Here is a 22994-nt window from a genome sequence, read left to right as displayed (position 1 = left end):
CAATAATTATAAGGAATGTTTTACTTAATATTTTTCCACTTAGAGTTGTTATTCGGAGATATTTTTTTAACAACCTCTTTTAATCTATTTTGATTTCTAGAAGTAGCATCATCCGTATACATATTTACAATTTCATCCGCTTTTGCATCAAAAAACACACGGATCAAGTAATTACCCACCGTTTTATTATAAATACTTTCTAAAGAGATTACAGCCTCTTCCATATTTTGTTTCGCAATACCATTATTTATAGAAAACTCGTCTAAACCTCTTCTATGATAATTATAAGTAGCCGTTCTATAAGCCGATAGTTTTGGTGATAAAAAACTATCTATTAATAAAAAACGAGTTTGTTTACCTACCACATTTTGCCAAGAAGCGATGCCACTTTGCTGTGCTTGTAACATTACATTCTCTGCTACTTTAAAAGATGCTTCTCCTCCATTCTTTTTAAAAGTATCTGCATCTGCACCTATAATTATATTTGTATAAAAAACAATGGTAGAAATTAAATTACTATCGTAAGAATTCTTATTATAAATTAATGGATCGAATTCATTGTATTTAAAATTGAAATCGTTGTCTTTTAAATTTAAAACAGGTGATGCATAGCTAGAACCAAAAACGGGTCTTGTAGATTGAACTTGTATCGTTCCTTTAAAATTATTTGCATCTCTAGAAGTTATTATAATAGTAAAAGCACAATCTATTCTTTCTTCTGGCTTAACGTTGTTATTAGTCCATTTTGTTTGATTTACAAACTCGGATAAAGATTTTTCTAGTGTTTTAAAAACCTGCGTATTTGAACCATCAACTTGTTTGTAATTTATGGTAACCAAGCAATTCAATTCTTGCGCTTTTAGCACTGAAACAGAAAATAATAACAGAAAAATGAATATAACTTTACGCATTTGTTTTTAGTTTTTACGTCTGGTCGAGCGCAGTCTAGACCTAACTTTAAACCCCTCGAAAACTGCGTTCAATGTATTCAATCAAAAAATATTTTGATTAAAGTAATGCTCGAGGAGAGAAGAAGTATTAAGAAATATTCTTTACAATTTCATCCAAAATATCTTTAGCCACTTCTTCTTTCGATTTTAATTCAAATGATTTCTCATTCAAATCTTTATCAATAATAGTAATTTTATTTGTGTCTGTAGCAAAACCAGCTCCTTTATCTTGTAAAGAATTTAAAACAATAGCATCTAAATTCTTACGTTTTAGTTTTCCTTTTGCATTTTCTAGCTCGTTATTAGTTTCTAAAGCAAAACCAACTAAAAATTGATTTTCCTTAATTTCACCTAAAGAAGCTAAAATATCTTTTGTTGATTCTAACTCAATCTCTAACGTAGAAGCCGTCTTTTTTATTTTCTGAGTAGCTACATTTTTCGGTCTATAATCTGCAACCGCAGCAGAAAGTATAGCAACATCTACTTCTTTAAAGTATTTATGAGCTGCTTTGTACATTTCATCTGCAGAAACCACATCTATTCTATGAACTAAAGAATGTTGTATTTTTTGATGACTTGGGCCAGAAATTAAATAAACCTCAGCACCTAAATTAGCCGCTGCTTTAGCAATTGCAAATCCCATTTTACCAGAAGAATGATTTCCTATAAAACGTACAGGATCTATAGCCTCGTATGTTGGACCTGCAGTTAATAAGACCTTTTTTCCTTTTAAAGGTAATTTTGATAGAATATCACTTTCTATAAATGACACAATATCTTCCGGCTCTGCCATTCTTCCTTCACCAACCAAACCGCTTGCCAACTCACCAGAAGTAGCAGGGATAATGGTATTACCAAAATTTTGTAATTTTTGTAACGTTTCTTTTGTAGATGCATGAATGTACATATCTAAATCCATTGCAGGTGCAAAATATATAGGACATTTTGCAGACAAATAGACTGCTAATAATAAATTATCGCAGGTTCCATTTGCCATTTTAGACATGGTATTGGCTGTTGCAGGTGCAACTACCATATAATCTGCCCAAAGACCTAAATCTACATGACTATTCCACATTTCATTCTCCTCATCTTCTTTATTGTAAAAAGTAGAATGCACAGGGTTCTTAGAAAGTGTGGAAAGTGTAAGAGGTGTTATAAAATCTTTAGACGCAGGAGTCATAATAACTTTGACTTCTGCGCCTAATTTTATAAATAAACGAACTAAACTAGCCGTTTTGTATGCAGCAATTCCAGCAGTAATTCCTAACAGAATTTTTTTACCACTTAAAACAGACATTATTCTGCTTCTGGAGTTCTAAAATATACTTTACCATTTAGCCATTCTTCCATAGCCATAGCTGTTGGCTTTGGTAATCTTTCGTAAAACTTAGAAACTTCTATTTGTTCTTTATTTTCGAAAACTTCCTCTAAACTATCATTATAAGTTGCAAACTCTTCTAACTTATCAACCAATTCTTTCTTTAAATCTCCGTTGATTTGGTTTGCTCTTTTAGCAATAATAGAAATAGCTTCATAAATATTTCCTGTAGCAGCTTCTACTTCATTCTTATTATAAGTAATAGTACTTAAAGGTGCCTTTGTGTCTTTATAATCCATAATTAATTATTATTTCTTTTTTGATTTTTTAACTTTAGTTTTAGCAGTAGCTTCAACTTGTTTTGCTATTAAGTTATCAATTCTTATTTGCTCTTTATTTAAAGTTGCTAACATTTTGTTTGCATCCTCCATATATTGAGATTCTGGGTAATTTCTTTTTAACTTATCGTATGCTTCAATTGCATCTTTTATACGTTCCGATTTTCTTCTGTCATAACTTTTTAAAACAAAATCATGGGCAGCTTTTAATCGGTAATACAATGCCTCTTCTTTAAACTCAGACCCTAAATAGTCTGCCAATAAATTATCAAAAGCCTGTATTGCAGCTTTATAATTTCTTAAATCGTACTCTGCAGTTCTATAATACGTTTTAGCAATTTCAAAATATTTTTTCTGAAGCTTATACCTTAATTCTTTATATTGTTCATTTGCTTGATCAATTTTATCAGAATCTGGGTACGTATTTATAAAACTTTGAAAAGCATCTAATGCCTTATTTGTATCCGTTGGGTCTAAACTAAATTTAGGAGAAGCCAATTTATAACTATAAGCAGATAAATAAGCTGCTTCTTCTCTCTTTGAACTTTTCGGATAATTTTTTGCAAAACGATCAAAATAATAACCAGAAATACTATAGTTTTTCTCATTAAAATTAGATTGAGCTACCATAAATTGAATACGCTCCATTTGTGGCTTCCCTCTATATGTTGGTGTAATTTTCTCAAACAAACGTAAAGCTTTACTATATTTATTACTTTCGTACAATTTTACAGCCATTTTATACTGCTCTTCTGTAGTACCTTTGTTTAATACTTTTTGATATTCACCACAAGAAATCAATACAAGTGAGAACAACAATAAATACGCTAAATTTTTAATTTTTTGCATCGTGCAAAATTAGTGATTAAATATGGATAATAAAAGAATTTATTTTTCTTCAAATAACTCTTCCCTTTTAGCTCCTAAAATACTAAAACAAGTTCAGTAAATATAAGTTTAGGATAACTGTTTCAATGAAATTATAAATGCTCAGCATTTAAAATAACGTATGAAAATAAAACGCTTTTTTTGACAATAAATTATGTCATAAAATAATGACACAAAAGACGCAAAAAAAGCGATTAGTTGTTACTAAAAGTTTGTTAATATTATTGTTGAGGAGGAACAGCTGCAGTAATTAATTGTTTAATATCATTATCAAACAGATAAAAACCACCTTTATCATCTCCAATTAACTTTATCTTATCTAAGATGTTTCTTGCCAATGCTTCTTCTTCTATTTGTTCAGAAACATACCATTGTAAGAAATTATGAGTAGCATAATCTTTTTCTTGTAAGCAAATATCTACTAAATCATTAATACAATCAGATACATATACTTCATGATTAAATAATTCTTGAAACATTTCTTTAAATTCACCAAATTCTACCGGAGGCGCATCTAAAGCCGATACTTTTGCATGTCCACCACGTTCATTTACAAATTTTACCAACTTTAACATGTGCATTCTTTCTTCGTCTGAATGTGCATACATAAACTGTGCAACACCTTCAAAACCTAAAACTTCTGCCCAAGAAGCCATTGCTAAATATATTTGAGAAGACTGGGCTTCTATTCTTATTTGTTGGTTTAATGCTTTTTCTATAATTGGTGATAACATATTCTCTATTTAAAGTTCGCTACAAAATTAGCAATTTTAGATTGAAGTTCTGCACTTGCTTTTACTAAAGGCAATCGAACTTCATTTTTACAAATTCCTAATTCTTGTAAAACAGTTTTTATTCCGGCCGGATTATTTTCTTCAAAAATATAATCTATCACATCCATCATTTTATAATGAATTGCATAACCGTCTTTATTATTTCCTTGTAAACCATGGTTTATCATGGTAGAAAATTGTTTTGGAAAAGCTTGACCGATAACAGAAATAACTCCAGAACCACCCGCTAAGGCAACTCCTAAAGCCATATCATCATCACCAGAAATAATTAAAAAATTTGCTGGTTTGTCTTTTAATAATGTATAATACTGTTGTTGATTATTACCGGCTTCTTTAATAGCTACGATATTATCAAATTCATTTGCCAAACGTATTGTGGTTGCAGGCTCCATGTTTTTTGCAGTTCTACCAGGAACATTGTATAAAATTATTGGTAAATCTGTAGCTTGTGCTATGGCTTTAAAATGCTGATAAAAACCTTCTTGTGTTGGCTTACTATAATAAGGAGCTACAGAAAGAATACCGTCTAAGCCCGTAAAATCTCTTGTTTGTAACTCTTCTATAACTAAAGTTGTATTATTACCACCAACCCCTAAAACTAAAGGCACCCGTTTATTATTTGTTTTAATAATAATATTGATAATCTCTTGTTTTTCTTCTTTGGTAATAGTTGCACTTTCTGCTGTAGTACCATTGATAACTAAATAATCTGTTCCGTTTTCGATGTTAAAATTCACCAATTTTACAAGTGCATCAAAATCTACACTTAAATCTTCTTTAAAAGGTGTTATCAACGCAACTCCAGTTCCAATAAATTTTTGCATTATTATGTATTTTATAAGCAGTAAAATTACAACTTAAAGCTGAAATTAATTACTAAAAAAACAAATCTTAGCAAGAATACACAACTTTTTTATTAAAGTTTAATTTTTTAGCTTTTTAAGAATCTGAAGGTATTTTTTTAGTTCTAATAAGAATGCTTCTAAATGTTCGGTTTCACCTAAAATCTCTAATTCATACAGTTTAGAGTTTACACCAGAAAAACCCGCTTTAAAAGTAGCTTTAGATGTTAATACTGCATTTTCTAAGTACAAATTAGTTTCATTAAAATAACCAATTAACAAATCAAAAGGTTCCTCTAAAAAGCTATTAAAACTAGGTTGGGTATAGTCTCCTTTCCAATTGATATCTTTTTCTGAAAAATATTTAAAGGAACCTTCATCTAATTTAGAATACTTTTTAAAACTATATATTTTAGTATTTCTAACACCAAGAATGGATTCTATTTTTGCTTGAACATCTATTTTTGAAGCAATACTTTCCGTTGTTAAAATACCTACAGATTGAATTTCTTTTTGAGAAACAGTTCTGCTCTCTGATACTTGTTTGATATTTTTATCAAACTTTTTTCTTAACCTCGCTTCTTTTAACTTCGAAAAATTCATTTTTTATAGTACGTTAACTTGACAAAAATAGAAATTATTGATGCGTAATTTCTAATAAAATAAATTGATTTAATTGTTTTCCATACACCTGAAAATTATCATCAGTAACTAAAAGTAAAGATTGATTTCCATTGGCTAATTCTGGTCCAAAGGTAATACCTTCTATGTTATCTATTATTCCGTCTGTTAAATGATTTTTAACATCTTCAAAATTTAATAATAAGCGTTTTTTAAGCGGAATAAATGCTGAGTTTTTCAATGAATCTATATTTAAAACATTCGTTGTTTCTTTATTAATGACAGCATCAAATATTCTTACAATATTCCCATAAGAACCGTAACCACTTTGATAGGTTCTTTCAATAATAAAAAAGTGATTTTCTTTGTATTCTAAAATAGAAGTAAGTCCGTTTAAATTGATATCGCCTTTTGCTGGTTTGGTAATATGTTCTAATTGATACGCAAACTGTTTTGTTGCTTTTTTTGTTGTTTTATCAAAATATGTAATTCTTACTGGCGATGATGCTTTTGTAAAAGTAGGATCTTCTCCATCTGTATTTAATGGTCCTTCCATTGCTACCCAAAACCCTTTTCCGTCAATACTTTTAGAAGATCCTTCGAACGCAGCATTGTGTTTAATTATTTTAGTGTCCTTAAAACTTTTAGGAAGTACAAAATCGCCTAAAAACATACCATTCATAGCTGTTTTAAAAACGGTAGGGCTTTTACCTTTATTAATATTCCCTTCACCAACAAAATAAACTTCTTCGGTTTCTGCATCTACAAAAATTGATTCTAAATCTAAAGCATTTTCTTTATAATAAGATGTTGTAGTATCGTTTAGTAAAACGATATTTTTAAAATCTACAGACTCTATTTTGTTATTTTTGATATTAATTTCACCTTTTACAAAACGAGGATTCCTAGCATCATCAACCACAAAATAATAGGCTCCGTTTGCATTATCTACACCAGACAAACCGCCAATAATTGAATTTTGAAACGGAATTGAATCTGCCAAAACAAACTCATCTAAAAAATTTAGTTTTATCTTTTTCTCACTTGTACAAGATTGCAAAAGACTACATACAAAAACTATTAAAACAAGGTTTTTCATAATAAATAATTAACTATTTAACACGCTATTACTTTTACCTATCATTGTTTTACAAATTAAATATTGCGCCACAATATAGGTAATCATGATACTAATTCCATACACTTCTCTTGCCTCGTAAAACTTATTAATTGCTAACAAACTATCCGACAATATAAAAAATACAGCTCCTAAAAAGAACCATAAATTTTCTGTACTTTTTTCTTGAAGATAATTCAATAATGTAAGTGTACCAAAAGAACAAATAACAATTCCGTAAACAATAACAGGGAATAACATTGCTCCTAAATGTTCACTTATCAAAAATACGACAGCACCAAAAACAATTATAAACGGAATGGAAGCTGTTATTATTTTAATGAAATTTATTTTTTTCACATAACCTGCCGCTATTTTAATATATAAAATATGTGCCATTAAAAAAGCAACCAACCCGAACATGAAAAATTCTGCTTTTAATAGCAAAAATAAATCTCCCCAAAGAGAAAAAAACAGCGCAGCAACATACCAATAATTTGCTTTATTTACAGAAGTCAAATACACCATAACTAAAGAAATGGCAATAAAAGGTTTTGTAATAAAAGCTAAAGTATCATTAAATAAAAGTCCCGAAAGATGCAATACAACAACTATTAAAAAAAATGCTGATGCCGAAAGTGTTTTGTTATGATTTTTCATCTTTATAATTTTCTTCTGTTATCTTCAGACTGTGTATCTATTAACTTATTATAAGGATCCACGCCTACTTCAACTGGCTTTTTATCAACAATAATTTTAATTTTATTATGAATTTGTGTAATCTTATGTTTCTTTAAATACACTTCTTTTTCTTTCTTTTCGCCATCTACTTCTTCTTCTGTAAAAATACCAATATCAATATAATCTGCCAACGGAACCGATAAAATAGGTTTTTTCATTTTATCTGTTTGATAGGTTAAAGTATCTCCTACTTGTTCTCCGTAATAACGTTTTCCTTTTTCATCATTTCTATACTTAGAAACTTCAAATTCTATTTCCACTTCGTATTTTCCATTTTCTAATTGGGTAGATTTTGCATCTAAAATTCGGTTTCTATATAAAGTAATCGTTTCAAACATATCTTTAATTACATATTGTAAAGAATCTGGTGTTGCTTCCTTTATATAATTCACCATTTCTATAGAAGTTGTGTACGGCGCTTCTTGAAATTTTACTTTTTCTACATACTTTTTTAACGCACCATTTAAGTTTGCTTCTCCTATATAATCACTCAAAGCATAAAAAACCAACGAACCTTTTTGATAATGAATATACCCTTGTCCGTCATTATACATCAAGGCATTTTCTCGTTTTCTCTCCATGGTTCTTTGCATTAAATATCCATCTAAAGCTTCTTTTAAAAAAGTTCTCATTTTATCTTTTCCATGTTGATGTTCTAATACTTTTAAAGACACGTATTCAGACAAACTTTCCGACAACATGGTTGCCCCTAAAACGTCTGCTCCAATTACTTGATGCGCCCACCATTGATGCGCAACTTCATGCACCGTAATTGCAAACGGATAATCTACGCCATCTTCATTTTTATCATCTACATCCGCAATAAAACCAACGCCTTCAGAAAACGGAATTGTATTTGGAAAAGATTGTGCAAAACTTCCGTCTGTTCTAGGAAACTCTACAATTCTTAATTGTTTATGTTGATAAGGACTAAAGTTTTTAGAGTTATAATCTAAAGACGCCTTCATTCCTTTCATCATTCTATCTAAATTGAAATCGTGCGCTTTATGATAATAAATTTCTAAAGAAATACCTTTCCACATTTCTTTTTTCACTTCATACCTAGCAGAATTAAAAGCATAGAAATTCAATATTTTACTATCCATTTTATAATGGAAATATTTACGATCTCCTTCTGTCCATTCTTTTTGCAAATACCCAGGCGCAATGGCTATTTGATCTTTAGATGTTGAAACCGTTGCTTCAAAATCGATCCAATCAGAATCTTTAGAAATATAGGTATCACCTAAAGCGGTTGAATCTGTTGGTGCTGGACGTAAATCATTTTCTGGTAAATCGTATTTTTTACGTGTTTTATTGTCTGTTAATTCACCCTGAGAAGAATATCCTAAAGAAGGAAACATTGAAACATTATTGATAAAAGTTCCGTTTTCTTTTACAGGCGATCTTTTTCTATAATTTGTATTCGCCTTACTTTTTACAGTAAGAGAAAGTTGTAAAGTATCTCCTGGTAAAATTTTATTTTCGAATCGATACATGTTAAAATCCTGAATAGTATCTTCTAAAACTAAGGTATTTGGTCTGTTAAATTTAAAAGTACTCTCTAAAGAATTATGATTTAAAAACAAGGTATCAATTGCTTTGTCCGTTTTATTAACCATGATAAAAGTTGCCGCAGCATCAAACAATCTTTCCTTCGGAAAAATATTTACATCCGTTTTAACGGAAATAATTCTTGGTTGAGCGTAACCTTCATATTTTTTATAGGTTTTTTCCCAACTTACACTTTGTAATTCTGCTTCCTTAGAAGATGTTCTTTTCATTTTGGTTCCTGTTTCTTGATAAATGGAATACCCTAACCCTAAAAACGCAATTAATAATACTCCAAAACTAATAACCGCAAAACCTTTAAAACGACTTATTGCAATGGTAACTCTTTCTGAAAACGAACTCGGAATTCCACGAACCCAGAATAAAAAAGAAACAACCAAGAGTAACAATCCACATAAAATCCAATAAATTTTATACGATAAATAAGGAACTAAAGTTGCTCCATATCCATTCATATCCGAATAATTAAACCCTGGACCCTGGTTATATTTAAGAATAGATTGCTCAATACCTGCCAAAGATAAAAATGGCATTCCAATAGAAATCACTAATAAAACGAATAAACCTAAATACGGATTCCCTATTAAAGTTTGTACAAATATTGATAACAAAGCCCAAATAAATAGGCTGATAAAACTTAAAAAATACAACTCAAAAAAGTAATGGCCAATTTCAAAATTATAATATCCTTTATACATCTGAAAAACCATTCCGGAAACAATAATTACTGCTAATAAAACCAATTGCATTTTTATAAGCGCAATTAATTTAGAGAATAAAAGAGTCCAATTAGGAATTGGAGTGGCATCGACCAAATGATTTATTTTGGCAATTTTGGCTCTATGCACCAACATACCTGCATATAAAAATGTACAAATATTTATAGAAGCAAAGAAAACGCCACTTAGGTTAATCATTTTCCAAGTTACCGGTAATGTTGGTGTTCCAAAAATATCACCAACTTCAGAAAGCATGACAACAATCAGTACCAAACCCACTAAAACAATAGAAATAAAAGCCCAACTTTTAAGAATGTATTTAAAATCGATATTCGATAATTTCCAAGTAGTTTTTAAATTCTGAATAAAAGAATAGTCATAAGAAACCTTAGGTAAAGTAATTTTAGTAATTCCGCTAAAGTTTGTTTTTGTCACTCTTTCTCCTTTTATTTTTCTAAAGGAAATAGAAATAGCATTCTGACTAAATGTAAAAAATTGATACACCAAACCAAAAATTAAGGTTGAGATTGCCAACCATAATAAACGGTTGTACACAATCATTTCTTTTAATGGAATTTGTAATTCATTTTGTTCGGAAGGTGTCCAATATTTTGTGTAATAATTAGACGCAGCAGAACCAAAAGGATCTAAAATCGCAGCCAAAGTTCTGTGTTCTGGATCTGATAGCAAACCTTCTAAAACCCCTTGTCCGAACATTAAAATAATAACCGTAATAAAACCTGCTGCAATATTTCTAGTAAACGCAACTACCGCAAAAACAATGGCACCAAACAATAATACATTTGGTAAAATAAAAACGAAATACGTTTGCAAATATGCTTGGAGGTTAAATGGCCCTACAATATCTGAGTTTGTCCCTGGAAAACGAAATCCAATCATCATTCCCAAGGCAATAGACAATACAATAATAGAAACAATTACAATGGAGCTAAAAAATTTTGCGAACAGATAATTTGCTTTGGTAAAAGGATAGGAATATAAAATGGTATGCATTTCACTTTTGAAATCTCTATACACCGAAACCCCAACAATGGAAGGAAATAAAAAGAATATAAAAATAGTTAATGCGTTAAATAAATTGGAAACTCCTATGGGAGAATTTACAATTCTCGATGATCCTGTTGTAGCTGTAACTGAATCGAAAAAACCAGCTGAAGCAGCTGATAAAAAGAAAGCCAATATTAAAAAAATACCAATATAAATATAAAATGCCGGTTTACTAAACCAGTATTTTAATTCTTGTTTGAAAATAGTTGAAAACATTTTTTTGGATATTTAGATTGATGGATTAATTAGATGTTTAGAAGAATAGGATTTTAGATTTATGGATTAAATTATAGAGTTTCTAACAATCTAATCATCCAAAAGTCTAGAAATCTAAAAATTAAACCAACTGCGGTTCATCTTGTTTTAAAGCAATAAAATACACATCATCTAACTGCGGAGTTGCAGCCACAAAATCATCCGAAGGTTTTTCTGAAGCATGCACTCTAATATTTAACGTATTGTCTTGATTGTAGTTTGATGATAAAATATTGAAATTCTTCTCGTTTTCTTCCAATTCCTCTCTCTCTATAATTTTGGTCCAAATAGTATTTGCTATTTCCGAAGTTGCCTCTTGCGGAGTGGTGTGTTTTAGAATTCTACCTCCGTTTAAAATTGCCATTTCATTACATAACTCTTTTACATCTTCTACAATATGCGTAGAAAAAATAACGGTTGTATTGGTACCAACTTCTCTTAAAACATTTAAAAATCGATGTCTCTCTGCAGGATCTAAACCAGCAGTTGGTTCATCAACAATAATCAATTTTGGGTTGTTTAAAAGCAATTGAGCAATTCCGAAACGTTGTTTCATTCCGCCAGAATATCCTGCAACATGCTTATGCCTTACGTCATATAAATTAGTAATTTCTAAAACTTCTTTTACAATAGCTTTTCTTTCGTCTTTTTTTGAAATCCCTTTTAACGTAGCAAAATAATCTAATAAATCTTGCGCTGACATTTTTGGATACACGCCAAAAGATTGTGGCAAATACCCCAATACTTTTCGCAAAGACATATTGTCTTCTAAAACATTAATATCACCAAAAGTAATTGAACCAGAATCTGGACTTTGTAACGTTGCAATGGTTCTCATTAAAGATGATTTACCTGCTCCATTTGGGCCTAATAAACCAAACATTCCTGTACCTATTTCGATACTTAGATTATCGATTGCTTTTACACCGTTTTTATAAGTCTTGGTTAAATTTTCAATTACTAACTTCATATTGTTGGTTTTAGTGATATTCGTTTGGTGATTAGTGTAAAAGTAAGCACTTTTGTTACACTTTTTTGTGATTATTTTAATGGAATTCCTAAAAATTCGTATTATTTTTACAATTGAAAGTGTAAAATGCTCTAAATACTTTTTCTTTTTCAATTCCATAAAAAGAAAACCTACAAACAGACATTTTAGCTTTAAAAACTTTTCACACTTATAAACATATATATAATGTCAAAAAAATCAATATTAAATAAAGAATCTCTTACATTTTTAGAAAAATATCTAAATAATGCTGCTCCGACTGGTTACGAATGGGAAGGTCAAAAAATTTGGATGGACTACCTAAAACCTTATGTAGACACATTTATTACAGATACGTATGGTTCTGCTGTTGGTGTTATAAACCCAGATGCAAAATACAAAGTAGTAATTGAAGGGCATGCAGATGAAATTTCTTGGTATGTAAATTATATTTCTGATAACGGATTGATTTACGTAATTAGAAACGGAGGATCAGATCATCAAATTGCACCAAGTAAAATGGTAAACATTCATACAAAAAATGGCATTGTAAAAGGTGTTTTTGGTTGGCCAGCAATTCACACTAGAAATAAAGCGAATGAAGAAGCACCAAAACCAGACAATATTTTTATTGATACAGGTTGTGCTACTAAAAAAGAAGTAGAAGCTTTAGGTGTTCATGTTGGTTGTGTAATTACCTATCCAGATACTTTTCATATTTTAAATGGAGATAAATTTGTATGTAGAGCTTTAGACAACAGAATGGGTGGTTTTATGATTGCCGAAGTTGCACGTCTATTAAAAGAAAACAAAAAAGAATTGCCTTTTGGTTTATACATTACCAACGCGGTACAAGAAGAAATTGGTTTACGTGGTGCAGAAATGATTACACAAACCATAAAACCAAATGTTGCGATTGTAACCGACGTTACACACGATACTACTACACCTATGATTGAGCAAAAAACTGCTGGATTCTTAGAGTTAGGTAAAGGTCCGGTTATTGCTTATGCACCAGCTGTACAACAAAAATTACGCGATTTAATTACAGAAACTGCCGAAGCTAAAGAGATTCCTTTTCAACGTTCTGCACTTTCTAGAGCTACAGGAACCGATACAGATGCTTTTGCATATAGTAATGGTGGCGTTGCTTCTGCTTTAATTTCTTTACCGTTAAGATACATGCACACAACTGTAGAAATGGTACACAGAGATGATGTAGAAAATGTGATTAAAATGATTTATGAAACATTATTGAATATTAAAGGTGATGAAACTTTTTCATATTTTGAATAATATATAAAACGCAAAAGCACTAAGTTTTCGCAAAGGTCGCAAAGAATAATAAATACTACTTTGTGACCTTTGCGGTTTCTTTGCGCACTTTGCGGTTAAAAAGATGGACGAACTCATTGATATTTTAACTCCTGAAGGGCAACCTACAGGAAAAACTGCTTTAAAATCTGAAGCACATAAAAACGGTTGGTTTCATGCCACTGTTCATATATGGCTTTTTACTTCGGATGAAAAAATATTGCTACAGAAAAGAGCTTTGACTAAAAAAGTATTTCCTGGTATGTGGGATATTTCTGTTGCAGGACATATTGGCGCAGGAGAAGATGTAATTACTTCTGCAAAAAGAGAAGTTTTTGAAGAAATTGGTTTGGAACTGCAAGAAAGAGACCTCATTAAAATTGGTACAAGAATTCATCAAGTTTCTCATGCAAACGGAATTCAAGATAACGAACATCATCATGTTTTTATTGCAGAATTAAAAGTTCCTTTATCAACTTTAAGCATTCAAAAAGAAGAAGTAGATGCCATCAAATTATTTGATTTATCAACTTTAAAAAACACCGAAAATTTAGAAAATATTTTACTCCCTAGATTTCATGAGTATTATTTTTCGGTTTATAACAAAATTCATCAACAAATACATAAAAGATGAAAAACTCAATTGCAGAACGCGTTTACGATTTTTTAAAAAACTATCCTCCTTTCAATCTATTAACAAGTTCCAAAATACTTGAAATCGCTTCTCAAGTATCCATCATCTATTTAGAAAAAGGAAAAGTTCTTTATCACCAAAATGAAGCCAATCACAAACATTTTTACATCGTAAGAAATGGTGGTATTAGTTTGTATAAAAATCTAGAAGACAAAAAATCTTTAATAGATATATGCGACGGTGGTGATATTTTTGGATTAAGACCTTTAATTAGTAAAGAGAATTATGTTTTAGACGCCGTCGCCAATGAGGAATCTATTGTATACGGTATTCCTATTGAAATTTTTGAAGCAGTATCTCAAAGAAGTTTAAAAATTAATAAATTCTTATTAACTTCATTTGCATCTAAATCTTTTGATCCTTATACCAATGAAGAAAACAACAATGTTTTTACAGATTATATCGTTCAAGATAATTTATCTGACTCCAATTTACAATCTGTCAACTTTACTAAAAAACCTTTAAAATGCACCATTAAGTCTACTGTTAAAGAAGCGGCGACAAAAATGAGCAATCAAAAAATTAGTTGTATTATAGTGATTGATGACAACTGCTTACCAATTGGAATTATTACCAATAGCGATTTTAAAAATAAAATTGCAACAGGTCTTTTTTCTATTAATGATTCTGTTGAAGATATCATGTCTTTTCCGGTAATTACACAATCTAAAAACTTAACTGTTTTAGACGCTCAACTACAAATGATAAAACATAAAGTAGGGCATTTATGTATTACTGAAGACGGAACAAGTAATTCTAAATTAATTGGAATTTTAACAAACCATGATGTTTTAGCTTCTTTAGGAAATAACCCTACAGTAATTTTAAAGGAAATTAAACGCGCTAAAAAAACTAGAGAAATTAGAGAAATTAGAATCAAAGCCAATCAGCTTTTAAAATCTTATTTAGAACAAAACATTCCATTATCTCATATTTCTAAAATAATTTCTGAAATAAATGATGGTGTAGCCATACGAGTTATTGAGCTTTCTTTAAAAAAGATGGAAACTCCTCCACCTGTTAAATTTACATGGTTGGCATTAGGTAGTCAGGGAAGAAAAGAACAACTTTTATATACAGACCAAGACAATGCAATTATTTTTGATGAAGTAACTGAAGATAAATACGCAGAAACAAAAGCCTATTTTCTAAAATTATCTGGTCATATTACCAAATCATTACATAAAATCGGTTACGAATATTGCCCTGCAGAAATGATGGCAAGCAACCCAAAATGGTGTCTATCTTTAACAGAATGGAAAAATCAATTTAACGATTGGATTATTAATGTTGATGAAAAAGCCATTTTATTATCGTCTATTTTCTTCGATTTTAATGCTATTTATGGTGATGTTAGCATGGCAAAAGAATTAACTAAAAGTATTTTTGCTACACTTAATGAAAGAAGTCATTTATTTACACTTTTAGGAAAAGAAGCTATCGCAAGTCCCTCTCCATTAGGATTTTTCAAACAGTTTTTAGTAGAAAATAACGGAGACCATAAAGACTCTTTTAACATAAAAACAAGAGCTTTAATGCCGTTAATTAATGCTGCAAGACTTTTAACGTTGTCTAACAACGTGTTCGAAATAAATAATACAGCACAACGTTTTGAAAAATTAGCAGAAATAGAGCCTCAAAATAAAGAACTATATCAATCTTGTTCTTATGCTTTTAAAGCATTATTAAAATTTAAAACTAAACAAGGTATTTTACACAATGATTCTGGAAAATTTATAAAATTAGAGTCCTTAACAAAAGAAGAAAAGTTAAAATTAAAAAGGTGTTTTAAACCAATTAGAGAAATTCAAGAAGTACTTACTATTAGATTTAACCTCGGTAATATTAGATAATTATGAATTTTAGTTGGTTTAATAAAAAAGAGCAAAATAAGCTTCCCGATTACTTTTTAGAGTACGAAGAAAGTCTTTCAAATACACCGAAACTAAGTATCTCCGAAACTAGATTTGTTGTTTTCGATACTGAAACTACAGGTTTTAATAGAATGAAAGATCGAGTTTTATCAATTGGAGCCGTTTCCTTAATAAATAACACTTTAAATGTAAACGATAGTTTTGAAGTATATTTAAAACAAGAATTTTTTAATCCAGAAACAGTACATATTCATGGAATTTTAAAAGAAGGACGTATTACTAAAATAACAGAATTAGAAGCGCTAAAAAGTTTTTTAAAATACATTGGTAATGCTGTTTTAGTAGGGCATCATATTAATTTTGACATGATGATGATGAACCAAATTTTAGAAAGAAATCATTTACCCAATATTCAAAACAAAACTTTAGACACGGAGCATTTATACAGAAAATCTAAACATGCTGTTTATCAAAACACACTCCAAAAAGAACGTTTTACTTTAGACACCTTGTGCGACGAATTAAACGTTTCTAAAAGCGATCGTCATACTGCAAGTGGAGATGCTTTTATTACTGCAATAGTATTTTTAAAAATAATGGCACGTTTAAATAAAAACGACAATTTAACACTTAAAGATTTATTTTCAATTTAATATTTTTTTTTAAGAAAAACCTTAAAGTATTGGTTCCTTCAAAAAATCAATTTTAACATTAAAATAATCCTATGAAAGAAATGTGGAATGAAAGATATGCAGATAAAGAATATGCATATGGAATAAAACCCAATGAATTTTTAAAAGAGACTTTAGATACCTATAATTTAAAAGGCAAAATTTTATTTCCTGCAGAAGGAGAAGGTAGAAACGCCGTATATGCTGCAAAAAAAGGCTTAGAAATTTTTGCTTTTGATATTAGTATAGAAGGAAAAAACAAAGCCTTGAAACTTGCTGAAAAAGAAAATGTAAAAATTAATTATGAAGTAGGCGATTTTTTTAGTCTGAATTTATTGAATGAAAAATTTGATATTGCTTCTTTAATTTTCGCCCACTTTCCTCCTAATATATTATCGGAGTATCACTCCAAAATAGCAGCATTGATAAAACCCAACGGAATTATAATCCTCGAAGGGTTTAGTAAAAATCATTTTGAATTACAAAAAGAAAACCCAAATGCTGGAGGTCCAAAAAACATTGATTTTTTATTTTCTATAGATATGATCAAAAACGATTTTCCTAATTTTAAAATTATCTTATTAGAAGAAAAAGAAATAGAACTCGAAGAAGGTCTATTTCATAAAGCAAAAAGTAACGTTATACGTTTTATTGGAAGAAAAACTAATATTCCAAACCTATAATACTTCTAACTTTATCTAGCGTAGCTATTATGTTTTTAGAGAAATCGAAAGTCATTACATCACTTTCTTTTTTGTTTGCTCTTAACAGATTATTAAAGTGTTCTGTTTCAAAATTATAACCAATGGTTTTGTACTTAAAATCGATGGTTTCATCTTTGCCGTTTTCTGTAATTGTTACAGTTGTAGGCATATGAAACATGGTGTTTATTTTTATAATCCCTCTTTCACAAGTAAAAATTGCTTCTGTAGCAGCATCTTCTAACAATGTACTTTTTAAAACAGCTTTCGTGTCATTATAAGCAAACGTCATATTACATGCAGAGTCTGCTCCGTTATCAAAAAAAGTAGCATCTGCCTCTATAGTATTTGGAATCCCTAAAGTTGATAATGCCGCAAAAATTGGATAAATACCAATATCTAACAAACTACCTCCTCCTACTTCTTTTTTAAATAATCTACTCTCATTATCAAATGCTCTATAAAAACCAAAATCTGCTTCTAGTTTTAATACCTTTCCAAATTTCTCGTTTTTAAGACTTTCTAAAACATAGGTATAATGTGGTAAAAAATAAGTCCATAACGCTTCCATTAATAACACATTATTTTCTTTTGCAACCGCAATCATTTCTTCTACCTCTTGTAAATTCATTGCAAAAGGTTTCTCGCATAAAACCGCTTTTTTATGTTGCAAACAAAGTATCGCATGCTCTTTATGAAAACTGTGTGGAGTTGCAATATAAACCGCATCTACCTCAGCATCATTCGCTAAATCTGAATAAGAAGCATAGGCTTTTTTTGAGTTGTATTTTAGTGCAAATTTATCAGCATTTTCTTGACTTCTAGATGCCACAGCAACTAATTCTGCATTTTCTACAGTGGCTAAATCTTTAGCAAATTTTTGAGCAATATTACCTAGACCAATAATTCCCCATTTAATCGTTTTCTTTTCCATAACACATTAAATTTCTATTGTTTTTAAATCATCTGTATGATTGTCTTTAGAAGGCATAAATGTTTGAATAATAATTGCAATTCCCATTACTAACGCACACCCTAATAAATTCAACCATAAATACGGCAACCAATCAAGTAAAAATACAGTAATAATTAAAGCTTGCGTAATTAATGCTGCTACAAAAACAGCATTTCCTGTAACATATTTAACAAAAAACGCCAATAAGAAAATACCCAAGACATTTCCGTAGAAAATAGACCCAATAATATTAACTAACTGAATTAAATTATCGAATAAATTAGCTACACAAGCTACCGAAATGGCAATAATTCCCCAAGCCAACGTAAACCATTTAGAAGCCTTTACATAATGCTCTTCGCTCTTATCTTCTCTTACGTTTCGCTTGTATAAATCTATAGCAGTTGTACTTGCCAAGGCGTTTAATTCAGACGCTGTAGAAGACATCGCTGCAGATAAAATTACAGCTAATAAAAGTCCGATTAATCCTCTTGGTAAATTGTTTAGAATAAAATGAATAAACACATAATCTTTATCATTCGATTCTATTTTTTTAATCGACTTCTCATCAACTTTTTTAATAATTTCTTTAGCCGATTCTTTTAGCTCTAAATCTCTTGAATTTAATTCTTGAATTCTTTGTTTTTCTTCCACTTGAAATCCATCAGAAAACAACAGCCTTTTATCATTTTCTATAATGGCATGCTCTGCTTCTAATTTTTGATATTCTGCTAAATATTCAGAATTTTGAACTGCATCATTTGCCGTGGGATTAAAATTTAAAGGAGATGCATTAAATTGATAAAAAACAAAAACCATTACCCCAATTAACAGAATAAAAAACTGCATAGGCACCTTTAACAATCCGTTAAAAATTAAACCCAACTGACTCTCTCTAACCGATTTCCCCGACAGATAACGCTGCACCTGACTTTGGTCTGTTCCAAAATAAGACAACATTAAAAATGTTCCTCCTAAAATCCCTGTCCAAACCGTGTACCTATTGCTTAAATCGAAAGAAAAATCTAATACCTGCATTTTATCACTTGCTCCAGCTATTTCTAATGCATTGGTAAAGGTAATATTTTCCGGAAGCTGACTCATAATCATAAAAAATGCAATTAGCATTCCAATAAAAATGATAATCATTTGTTGTTTTTGCGTTACGTTTACCGCTTTTGTACCTCCAGAAACCGTGTAAATAATCACTAAAAAACCAATGATAATATTCAGCGTCAATAAATCCCAATCTAACACAGCACTTAAAATAATTGCTGGTGCAAAAATGGTAATTCCCGCTGCCAAACCACGCTGAACTAAAAATAAAATTGCCGCTAAACTTCTCGTTTTTAAATCGAATCTTCCCTCTAAAAACTCGTAGGCTGTATAGACTTTTAATTTATGATAAATGGGTATAAAAACCACGCAAATAATAATCATTGCAATTGGCAAACCGAAGTAAAATTGTACAAACCCCATTCCGCTATGAAACGCTTGTCCTGGTGTAGATAAAAACGTAATTGCACTGGCTTGTGTAGCCATAACAGATAGTCCAATCGTCCACCATTTAGAATCGCTTCCTCCTTTTATATAATCGGTTACATTATCATTTTTTCGGGTAACATACGTGCCGTAAGCCACAATAAAAATCAAAGTTACAGACAGAATAATCCAATCTATTGCATGTAATTTACTTTCAATTTCCATAGACTAAACCGTAAAATAATTTGTAATAAAATAAAACGCAATAATGTAAATTACATTGGCAATTAAAACCATTGAATATTCTTTTTTCCAAGTATATTTTCGCTCTTTCATTTTATCTTATTTTTTAAAAGCTATTTCCTGCTTTCCACTATATCTTTTTTTCGTTCCTCAAAAAAGGATAAATCCTGTCTTGAGCGAAGTCGAAAGGTTTCAATCAGGGCTAAACCTATTTGCTTTCTTTTTAACTTCACTATATTATTATTCCAACTTTAAACCTGAAACCTAAAATTTTAAAACTATTCTACTAAGTTTTTCTCTACAGACAGCATATTTGCAAATAATTTATACGCACCAGAAACACCTGCAGGTAACTCTCTAAAGAAACTTAAACCTGTATATATATAATTTCCTTTTCCATACTTTGCAATCAGTAAACTACCCAATTTCATGTTTTCTCCTTTATCATGCATAGATAAAACAGGCACGTAAGCTTCATCCCAAATATTAGGGAAATACAAACCACGTTCTTGTACCCAACCATTAAAATCTTCGTTTGTAATTTTATTAGGAAAATTCATTAAAGGGTTGTCTTCTGCTAAAATTAAAACGGCTGCAGCCTCATCTGTTACTCTATCCCTAGACAATTTTAAAGGATAAGGAGCGGCAACATCTACATTTCTATCCGTATTATATTGCACAATCATGTTTCCTCCTTGTTTTACATACGCTAACAAGTATTTTTGTTTAAACTTTAACTCATCAACTACATTGTAAGCTCTAATACCCACAACAATAGCATCATATTTTAATAAGTTTTTATCATTAATTTCTAACGGATTTATATTCTCTACCGTATACCCAATCTGACGTAAACTTTCTGGAACAACATCTCCTGCTCCTTTTATATACCCAATCTTATTATTTGTTGTTTTAATATTTAAACGAACCACTTTTGCTTCAGAATTTAATAAAACAGATTGTTTGGGAATATGGCTATAATTAATTTCCACCAATTCTTTGGTATACGTTTTCCCTTCTAACAATGCTACAACTTGTAATTTCCCTTCAGATTGCTCTTTTGGAGGTGTTACCATAAAAGAAACGGTTTGCTTATCTTTTTTCTGAGCAATATCAAAAGAAATATCTTTAGGCGTAACACTCCAGTTTTCTGGAACTTTTAAACTCACTTTTCCGTTTACATAATTTGCTCCTGCTCTTACTTCCACATCAATTTTTTTAGAAATACTATCAGAAAAAATAAGCACCTTATCCTTTAGCTTAGTAGTTACCTTCGGTAAAATTTCAAAAGGTTCGTAAACTTCTCCTTTATCTCTTTCTGCATATCGCATAACAACATTCTTAGTAATTGTTATTGGCAAATAATTTACAACCAAATTAAAAGCTACTTTAACCACTCTTGGTGTTTCTGGTTTCCCTATCAATTCTTGATTATCTACTTTATACATTCCTAAAGAAGGTTCTTTTCTTAACCAATAAGGATCTGTAAATTCATCCGTTTTTAGTAAAATATTTTCTTTAAAATTTAGTTTCTTATTCTGCTCTAATTCAAAGCCTTTGTATATTGTATTTTCATCCAACGTAGTTGTAATAGAAGTCAATATCATTGGATAACTACTTCTGTTTACTACTTCAAAATTTACATCAATTTTAGAATTTGGTGTTCCAAAAGAACTAACTGCCGAAGCTTCTAAATACAAGCCTACACACGCTTCTATAATTTCTTTAATTTGCTTTTCTTTAATTGCTCGCCAATGCGTATCTTCTAATTTCTCTATTAAACTATAGGCATTCATTAATTGAGGTAAATGCTTAGACGGGTTTACAAAATCGAAATTATTTTCTACATCATATAAAATATCACCAATTTCACCTCCATTTTCAAGACGGTTCCAAGTAGTATTTATTCCAGAGAAAATATCATTTTTATCTTTTGGAGCTTCTCCTTTTAAAAACTCTACGTATTCATTTTCACTTCCTCGGGTAGTTAATCTACCAAAACCCTGACATAAATGCTGGCTGCTTGCTATAGAAGCCAACTCATTATTAGAAACTCCTTTTAACGGATAATATACACCAACATCAAACGATGTTAATTTTCCTTTGGTAGCAGCATCAAAATCTTCTTGCGTTTTATAAAACCACGAAGATGTGTTAAAAAACAAACGTTTTGGTTGCCACGTTTTAGTATATTTTAATTGATCTGTATATTTTGTAGAATCTCCAACCATATCAAAAGCTTCCACACTTAACATAGCAGAACTTGTATGATGCCCATGTGTTGTACCTGGTGTTCTATGATCGAATCTATTGATAATTACATCTGGCTTAAAGTTTCTAATTGCCCAAACAACATCACTTAAAACTTCTTCCTTATTCCAAATTTTTAAGGTTTCATCTGGATCTTTAGAATACCCAAAATCATTGGCTCTTGTAAATAGTTGCTCTCCACCATCTACCCTTCTTGCTGCCAATAATTCTTGGGTTCTAATAACCCCAAGTAATTCTCTAATTTCCGGACCAATTAAATTCTGCCCTCCATCTCCTCTTGTTAAAGATAAATATCCTGTTCTAGCTTTTACATTATTTGCTAAATAGGCAATTAAACGCGTATTTTCATCATCTGGATGTGCCGCAATATATAAAGCAGTTCCTAAGAAATTAAGTTTCTGAATTTTTTCGAAAATCTGATTCGAGGTTAATTTTTGTGGTTTTTGAGCGAACACTGACACTGAAATCAGTAAAAATGCGAGTGTAGAAAGTAAAAATTTCTTCATATGTATAAATTGGTCAATTCTTGTCAGATCTAGCGCAGTTGAGACTTAATAGAAACCTCTCAATTGCGT

At 30.4% G+C, this 22994-nt stretch carries 19 protein-coding genes; 5 read left to right on the top strand and 14 right to left on the bottom strand.

Annotated features, from left to right (window positions below; translation table 11 throughout):
* Window positions 1-20: 20 nt before the first annotated feature.
* From JOP69_RS17265 to JOP69_RS17215, 11 genes are all read right to left on the bottom strand, one after another.
* Window positions 21-911 carry a DUF4835 family protein gene (locus JOP69_RS17265; RefSeq protein WP_203393627.1) on the bottom strand — a complete coding sequence of 297 codons (891 nt, stop codon included), beginning with the start codon at window positions 909-911 and terminating at the stop codon, window positions 21-23.
* Between the two features lie 127 nt (window positions 912-1038).
* Entirely contained in the window at window positions 1039-2250 is a 1212-nt protein-coding gene (gene coaBC, locus JOP69_RS17260) for a bifunctional phosphopantothenoylcysteine decarboxylase/phosphopantothenate--cysteine ligase CoaBC (RefSeq protein WP_203393628.1), read from the bottom strand.
* On the bottom strand, window positions 2250-2570 hold the full coding sequence (locus tag JOP69_RS17255) for a DNA-directed RNA polymerase subunit omega (RefSeq protein ID WP_203393629.1): 321 nt from the start codon (window positions 2568-2570) through the stop codon (window positions 2250-2252). Before JOP69_RS17255 ends, coaBC begins: the two co-directional genes overlap by 1 nt.
* A gap of 9 nt (window positions 2571-2579) precedes the next feature.
* Window positions 2580-3458, bottom strand: a complete 879-nt coding sequence (locus JOP69_RS17250) for an outer membrane protein assembly factor BamD (protein ID WP_203393630.1) — start codon at window positions 3456-3458, stop codon at window positions 2580-2582.
* A 260-nt stretch (window positions 3459-3718) separates the two neighbouring features.
* The gene (locus JOP69_RS17245) at window positions 3719-4231 is read right to left on the bottom strand and encodes a ferritin (protein WP_203393631.1); all 513 of its coding nucleotides are present in this window, start codon (window positions 4229-4231) and stop codon (window positions 3719-3721) included.
* 5 nt (window positions 4232-4236) lie between these two features.
* Window positions 4237-5115, bottom strand: coding sequence for a 4-hydroxy-tetrahydrodipicolinate synthase (dapA, locus tag JOP69_RS17240; protein WP_203393632.1), 879 nt, complete (start codon window positions 5113-5115; stop codon window positions 4237-4239).
* Window positions 5116-5214: 99 nt separating this feature from the next.
* Window positions 5215-5736 carry a hypothetical protein gene (locus JOP69_RS17235; protein ID WP_203393633.1) on the bottom strand — a complete coding sequence of 174 codons (522 nt, stop codon included), beginning with the start codon at window positions 5734-5736 and terminating at the stop codon, window positions 5215-5217.
* A gap of 34 nt (window positions 5737-5770) precedes the next feature.
* Window positions 5771-6853 (bottom strand): esterase-like activity of phytase family protein, encoded by a 1083-nt coding sequence (locus tag JOP69_RS17230; RefSeq protein ID WP_203393634.1) that lies wholly within the window; start codon window positions 6851-6853, stop codon window positions 5771-5773.
* A 9-nt stretch (window positions 6854-6862) separates the two neighbouring features.
* Window positions 6863-7531: a lysoplasmalogenase gene (locus JOP69_RS17225; protein WP_203393635.1), complete on the bottom strand. Its 669-nt coding sequence runs from the start codon at window positions 7529-7531 to the stop codon at window positions 6863-6865.
* Window positions 7532-7533: 2 nt separating this feature from the next.
* A complete protein-coding gene (locus tag JOP69_RS17220) occupies window positions 7534-11187 on the bottom strand; it encodes a M1 family aminopeptidase (protein WP_203393636.1) in 3654 nt (1217 codons plus the stop codon).
* 121 nt (window positions 11188-11308) lie between these two features.
* A complete protein-coding gene (locus tag JOP69_RS17215) occupies window positions 11309-12196 on the bottom strand; it encodes an ABC transporter ATP-binding protein (protein WP_203393637.1) in 888 nt (295 codons plus the stop codon).
* 225 nt (window positions 12197-12421) lie between these two features.
* Between JOP69_RS17215 and JOP69_RS17210 the strand changes: the two genes are divergently transcribed.
* The 5 genes from JOP69_RS17210 (at window position 12422) to JOP69_RS17190 (ending at window position 17450) form a co-directional block, all read left to right on the top strand.
* A complete protein-coding gene (locus JOP69_RS17210) occupies window positions 12422-13510 on the top strand; it encodes a M42 family metallopeptidase (protein ID WP_203393638.1) in 1089 nt (362 codons plus the stop codon).
* A gap of 103 nt (window positions 13511-13613) precedes the next feature.
* Entirely contained in the window at window positions 13614-14162 is a 549-nt protein-coding gene (locus tag JOP69_RS17205) for an NUDIX domain-containing protein (RefSeq protein ID WP_203393639.1), read from the top strand.
* Entirely contained in the window at window positions 14159-16075 is a 1917-nt protein-coding gene (locus JOP69_RS17200) for a DUF294 nucleotidyltransferase-like domain-containing protein (protein ID WP_203393640.1), read from the top strand. The genes JOP69_RS17205 and JOP69_RS17200 overlap by 4 nt, the downstream gene beginning before the upstream one ends.
* 2 nt (window positions 16076-16077) lie before the next feature.
* Entirely contained in the window at window positions 16078-16749 is a 672-nt protein-coding gene (locus JOP69_RS17195; protein WP_203393641.1) for a PolC-type DNA polymerase III, read from the top strand.
* Window positions 16750-16820: 71 nt separating this feature from the next.
* Window positions 16821-17450: a bifunctional 2-polyprenyl-6-hydroxyphenol methylase/3-demethylubiquinol 3-O-methyltransferase UbiG gene (locus JOP69_RS17190; RefSeq protein WP_203393642.1), complete on the top strand. Its 630-nt coding sequence runs from the start codon at window positions 16821-16823 to the stop codon at window positions 17448-17450.
* Here the strand turns inward: JOP69_RS17190 and JOP69_RS17185 are convergent.
* From JOP69_RS17185 to JOP69_RS17175, 3 genes are all read right to left on the bottom strand, one after another.
* Window positions 17431-18402 (bottom strand): Gfo/Idh/MocA family protein, encoded by a 972-nt coding sequence (locus tag JOP69_RS17185; RefSeq protein ID WP_203393643.1) that lies wholly within the window; start codon window positions 18400-18402, stop codon window positions 17431-17433. The genes JOP69_RS17190 and JOP69_RS17185 overlap by 20 nt on opposite strands.
* Window positions 18403-18408: 6 nt before the next feature.
* Entirely contained in the window at window positions 18409-20130 is a 1722-nt protein-coding gene (locus JOP69_RS17180) for a sodium:solute symporter (RefSeq protein WP_203393644.1), read from the bottom strand.
* 296 nt (window positions 20131-20426) lie between these two features.
* Window positions 20427-22925 carry a PIG-L family deacetylase gene (locus JOP69_RS17175; RefSeq protein ID WP_203393645.1) on the bottom strand — a complete coding sequence of 833 codons (2499 nt, stop codon included), beginning with the start codon at window positions 22923-22925 and terminating at the stop codon, window positions 20427-20429.
* Between the last annotated feature and the right edge of the window lie 69 nt (window positions 22926-22994).

Source organism: Polaribacter sp. Q13 (assembly GCF_016858305.2).
Classification (GTDB): domain Bacteria; phylum Bacteroidota; class Bacteroidia; order Flavobacteriales; family Flavobacteriaceae; genus Polaribacter.
This window is presented reverse-complemented; position numbering and strand designations above follow the sequence as displayed.

Coding starts and splice junctions, on each gene's coding strand:
- dapA (WP_203393632.1), bottom strand. CDS start 5,115: ATGCAAAAATTTATTGGAACTGGAGTTGCGTTGATAACACCTTTTAAA.
- JOP69_RS17180 (WP_203393644.1), bottom strand. CDS start 20,130: ATGGAAATTGAAAGTAAATTACATGCAATAGATTGGATTATTCTGTCT.
- JOP69_RS17235 (WP_203393633.1), bottom strand. CDS start 5,736: ATGAATTTTTCGAAGTTAAAAGAAGCGAGGTTAAGAAAAAAGTTTGAT.
- JOP69_RS17220 (WP_203393636.1), bottom strand. CDS start 11,187: ATGTTTTCAACTATTTTCAAACAAGAATTAAAATACTGGTTTAGTAAA.
- JOP69_RS17245 (WP_203393631.1), bottom strand. CDS start 4,231: ATGTTATCACCAATTATAGAAAAAGCATTAAACCAACAAATAAGAATA.
- JOP69_RS17175 (WP_203393645.1), bottom strand. CDS start 22,925: ATGAAGAAATTTTTACTTTCTACACTCGCATTTTTACTGATTTCAGTG.
- JOP69_RS17225 (WP_203393635.1), bottom strand. CDS start 7,531: ATGAAAAATCATAACAAAACACTTTCGGCATCAGCATTTTTTTTAATA.
- coaBC (WP_203393628.1), bottom strand. CDS start 2,250: ATGTCTGTTTTAAGTGGTAAAAAAATTCTGTTAGGAATTACTGCTGGA.
- JOP69_RS17250 (WP_203393630.1), bottom strand. CDS start 3,458: ATGCAAAAAATTAAAAATTTAGCGTATTTATTGTTGTTCTCACTTGTA.
- JOP69_RS17210 (WP_203393638.1), top strand. CDS start 12,422: ATGTCAAAAAAATCAATATTAAATAAAGAATCTCTTACATTTTTAGAA.
- JOP69_RS17185 (WP_203393643.1), bottom strand. CDS start 18,402: ATGGAAAAGAAAACGATTAAATGGGGAATTATTGGTCTAGGTAATATT.
- JOP69_RS17255 (WP_203393629.1), bottom strand. CDS start 2,570: ATGGATTATAAAGACACAAAGGCACCTTTAAGTACTATTACTTATAAT.
- JOP69_RS17195 (WP_203393641.1), top strand. CDS start 16,078: ATGAATTTTAGTTGGTTTAATAAAAAAGAGCAAAATAAGCTTCCCGAT.
- JOP69_RS17215 (WP_203393637.1), bottom strand. CDS start 12,196: ATGAAGTTAGTAATTGAAAATTTAACCAAGACTTATAAAAACGGTGTA.
- JOP69_RS17230 (WP_203393634.1), bottom strand. CDS start 6,853: ATGAAAAACCTTGTTTTAATAGTTTTTGTATGTAGTCTTTTGCAATCT.
- JOP69_RS17190 (WP_203393642.1), top strand. CDS start 16,821: ATGAAAGAAATGTGGAATGAAAGATATGCAGATAAAGAATATGCATAT.
- JOP69_RS17265 (WP_203393627.1), bottom strand. CDS start 911: ATGCGTAAAGTTATATTCATTTTTCTGTTATTATTTTCTGTTTCAGTG.
- JOP69_RS17200 (WP_203393640.1), top strand. CDS start 14,159: ATGAAAAACTCAATTGCAGAACGCGTTTACGATTTTTTAAAAAACTAT.
- JOP69_RS17205 (WP_203393639.1), top strand. CDS start 13,614: ATGGACGAACTCATTGATATTTTAACTCCTGAAGGGCAACCTACAGGA.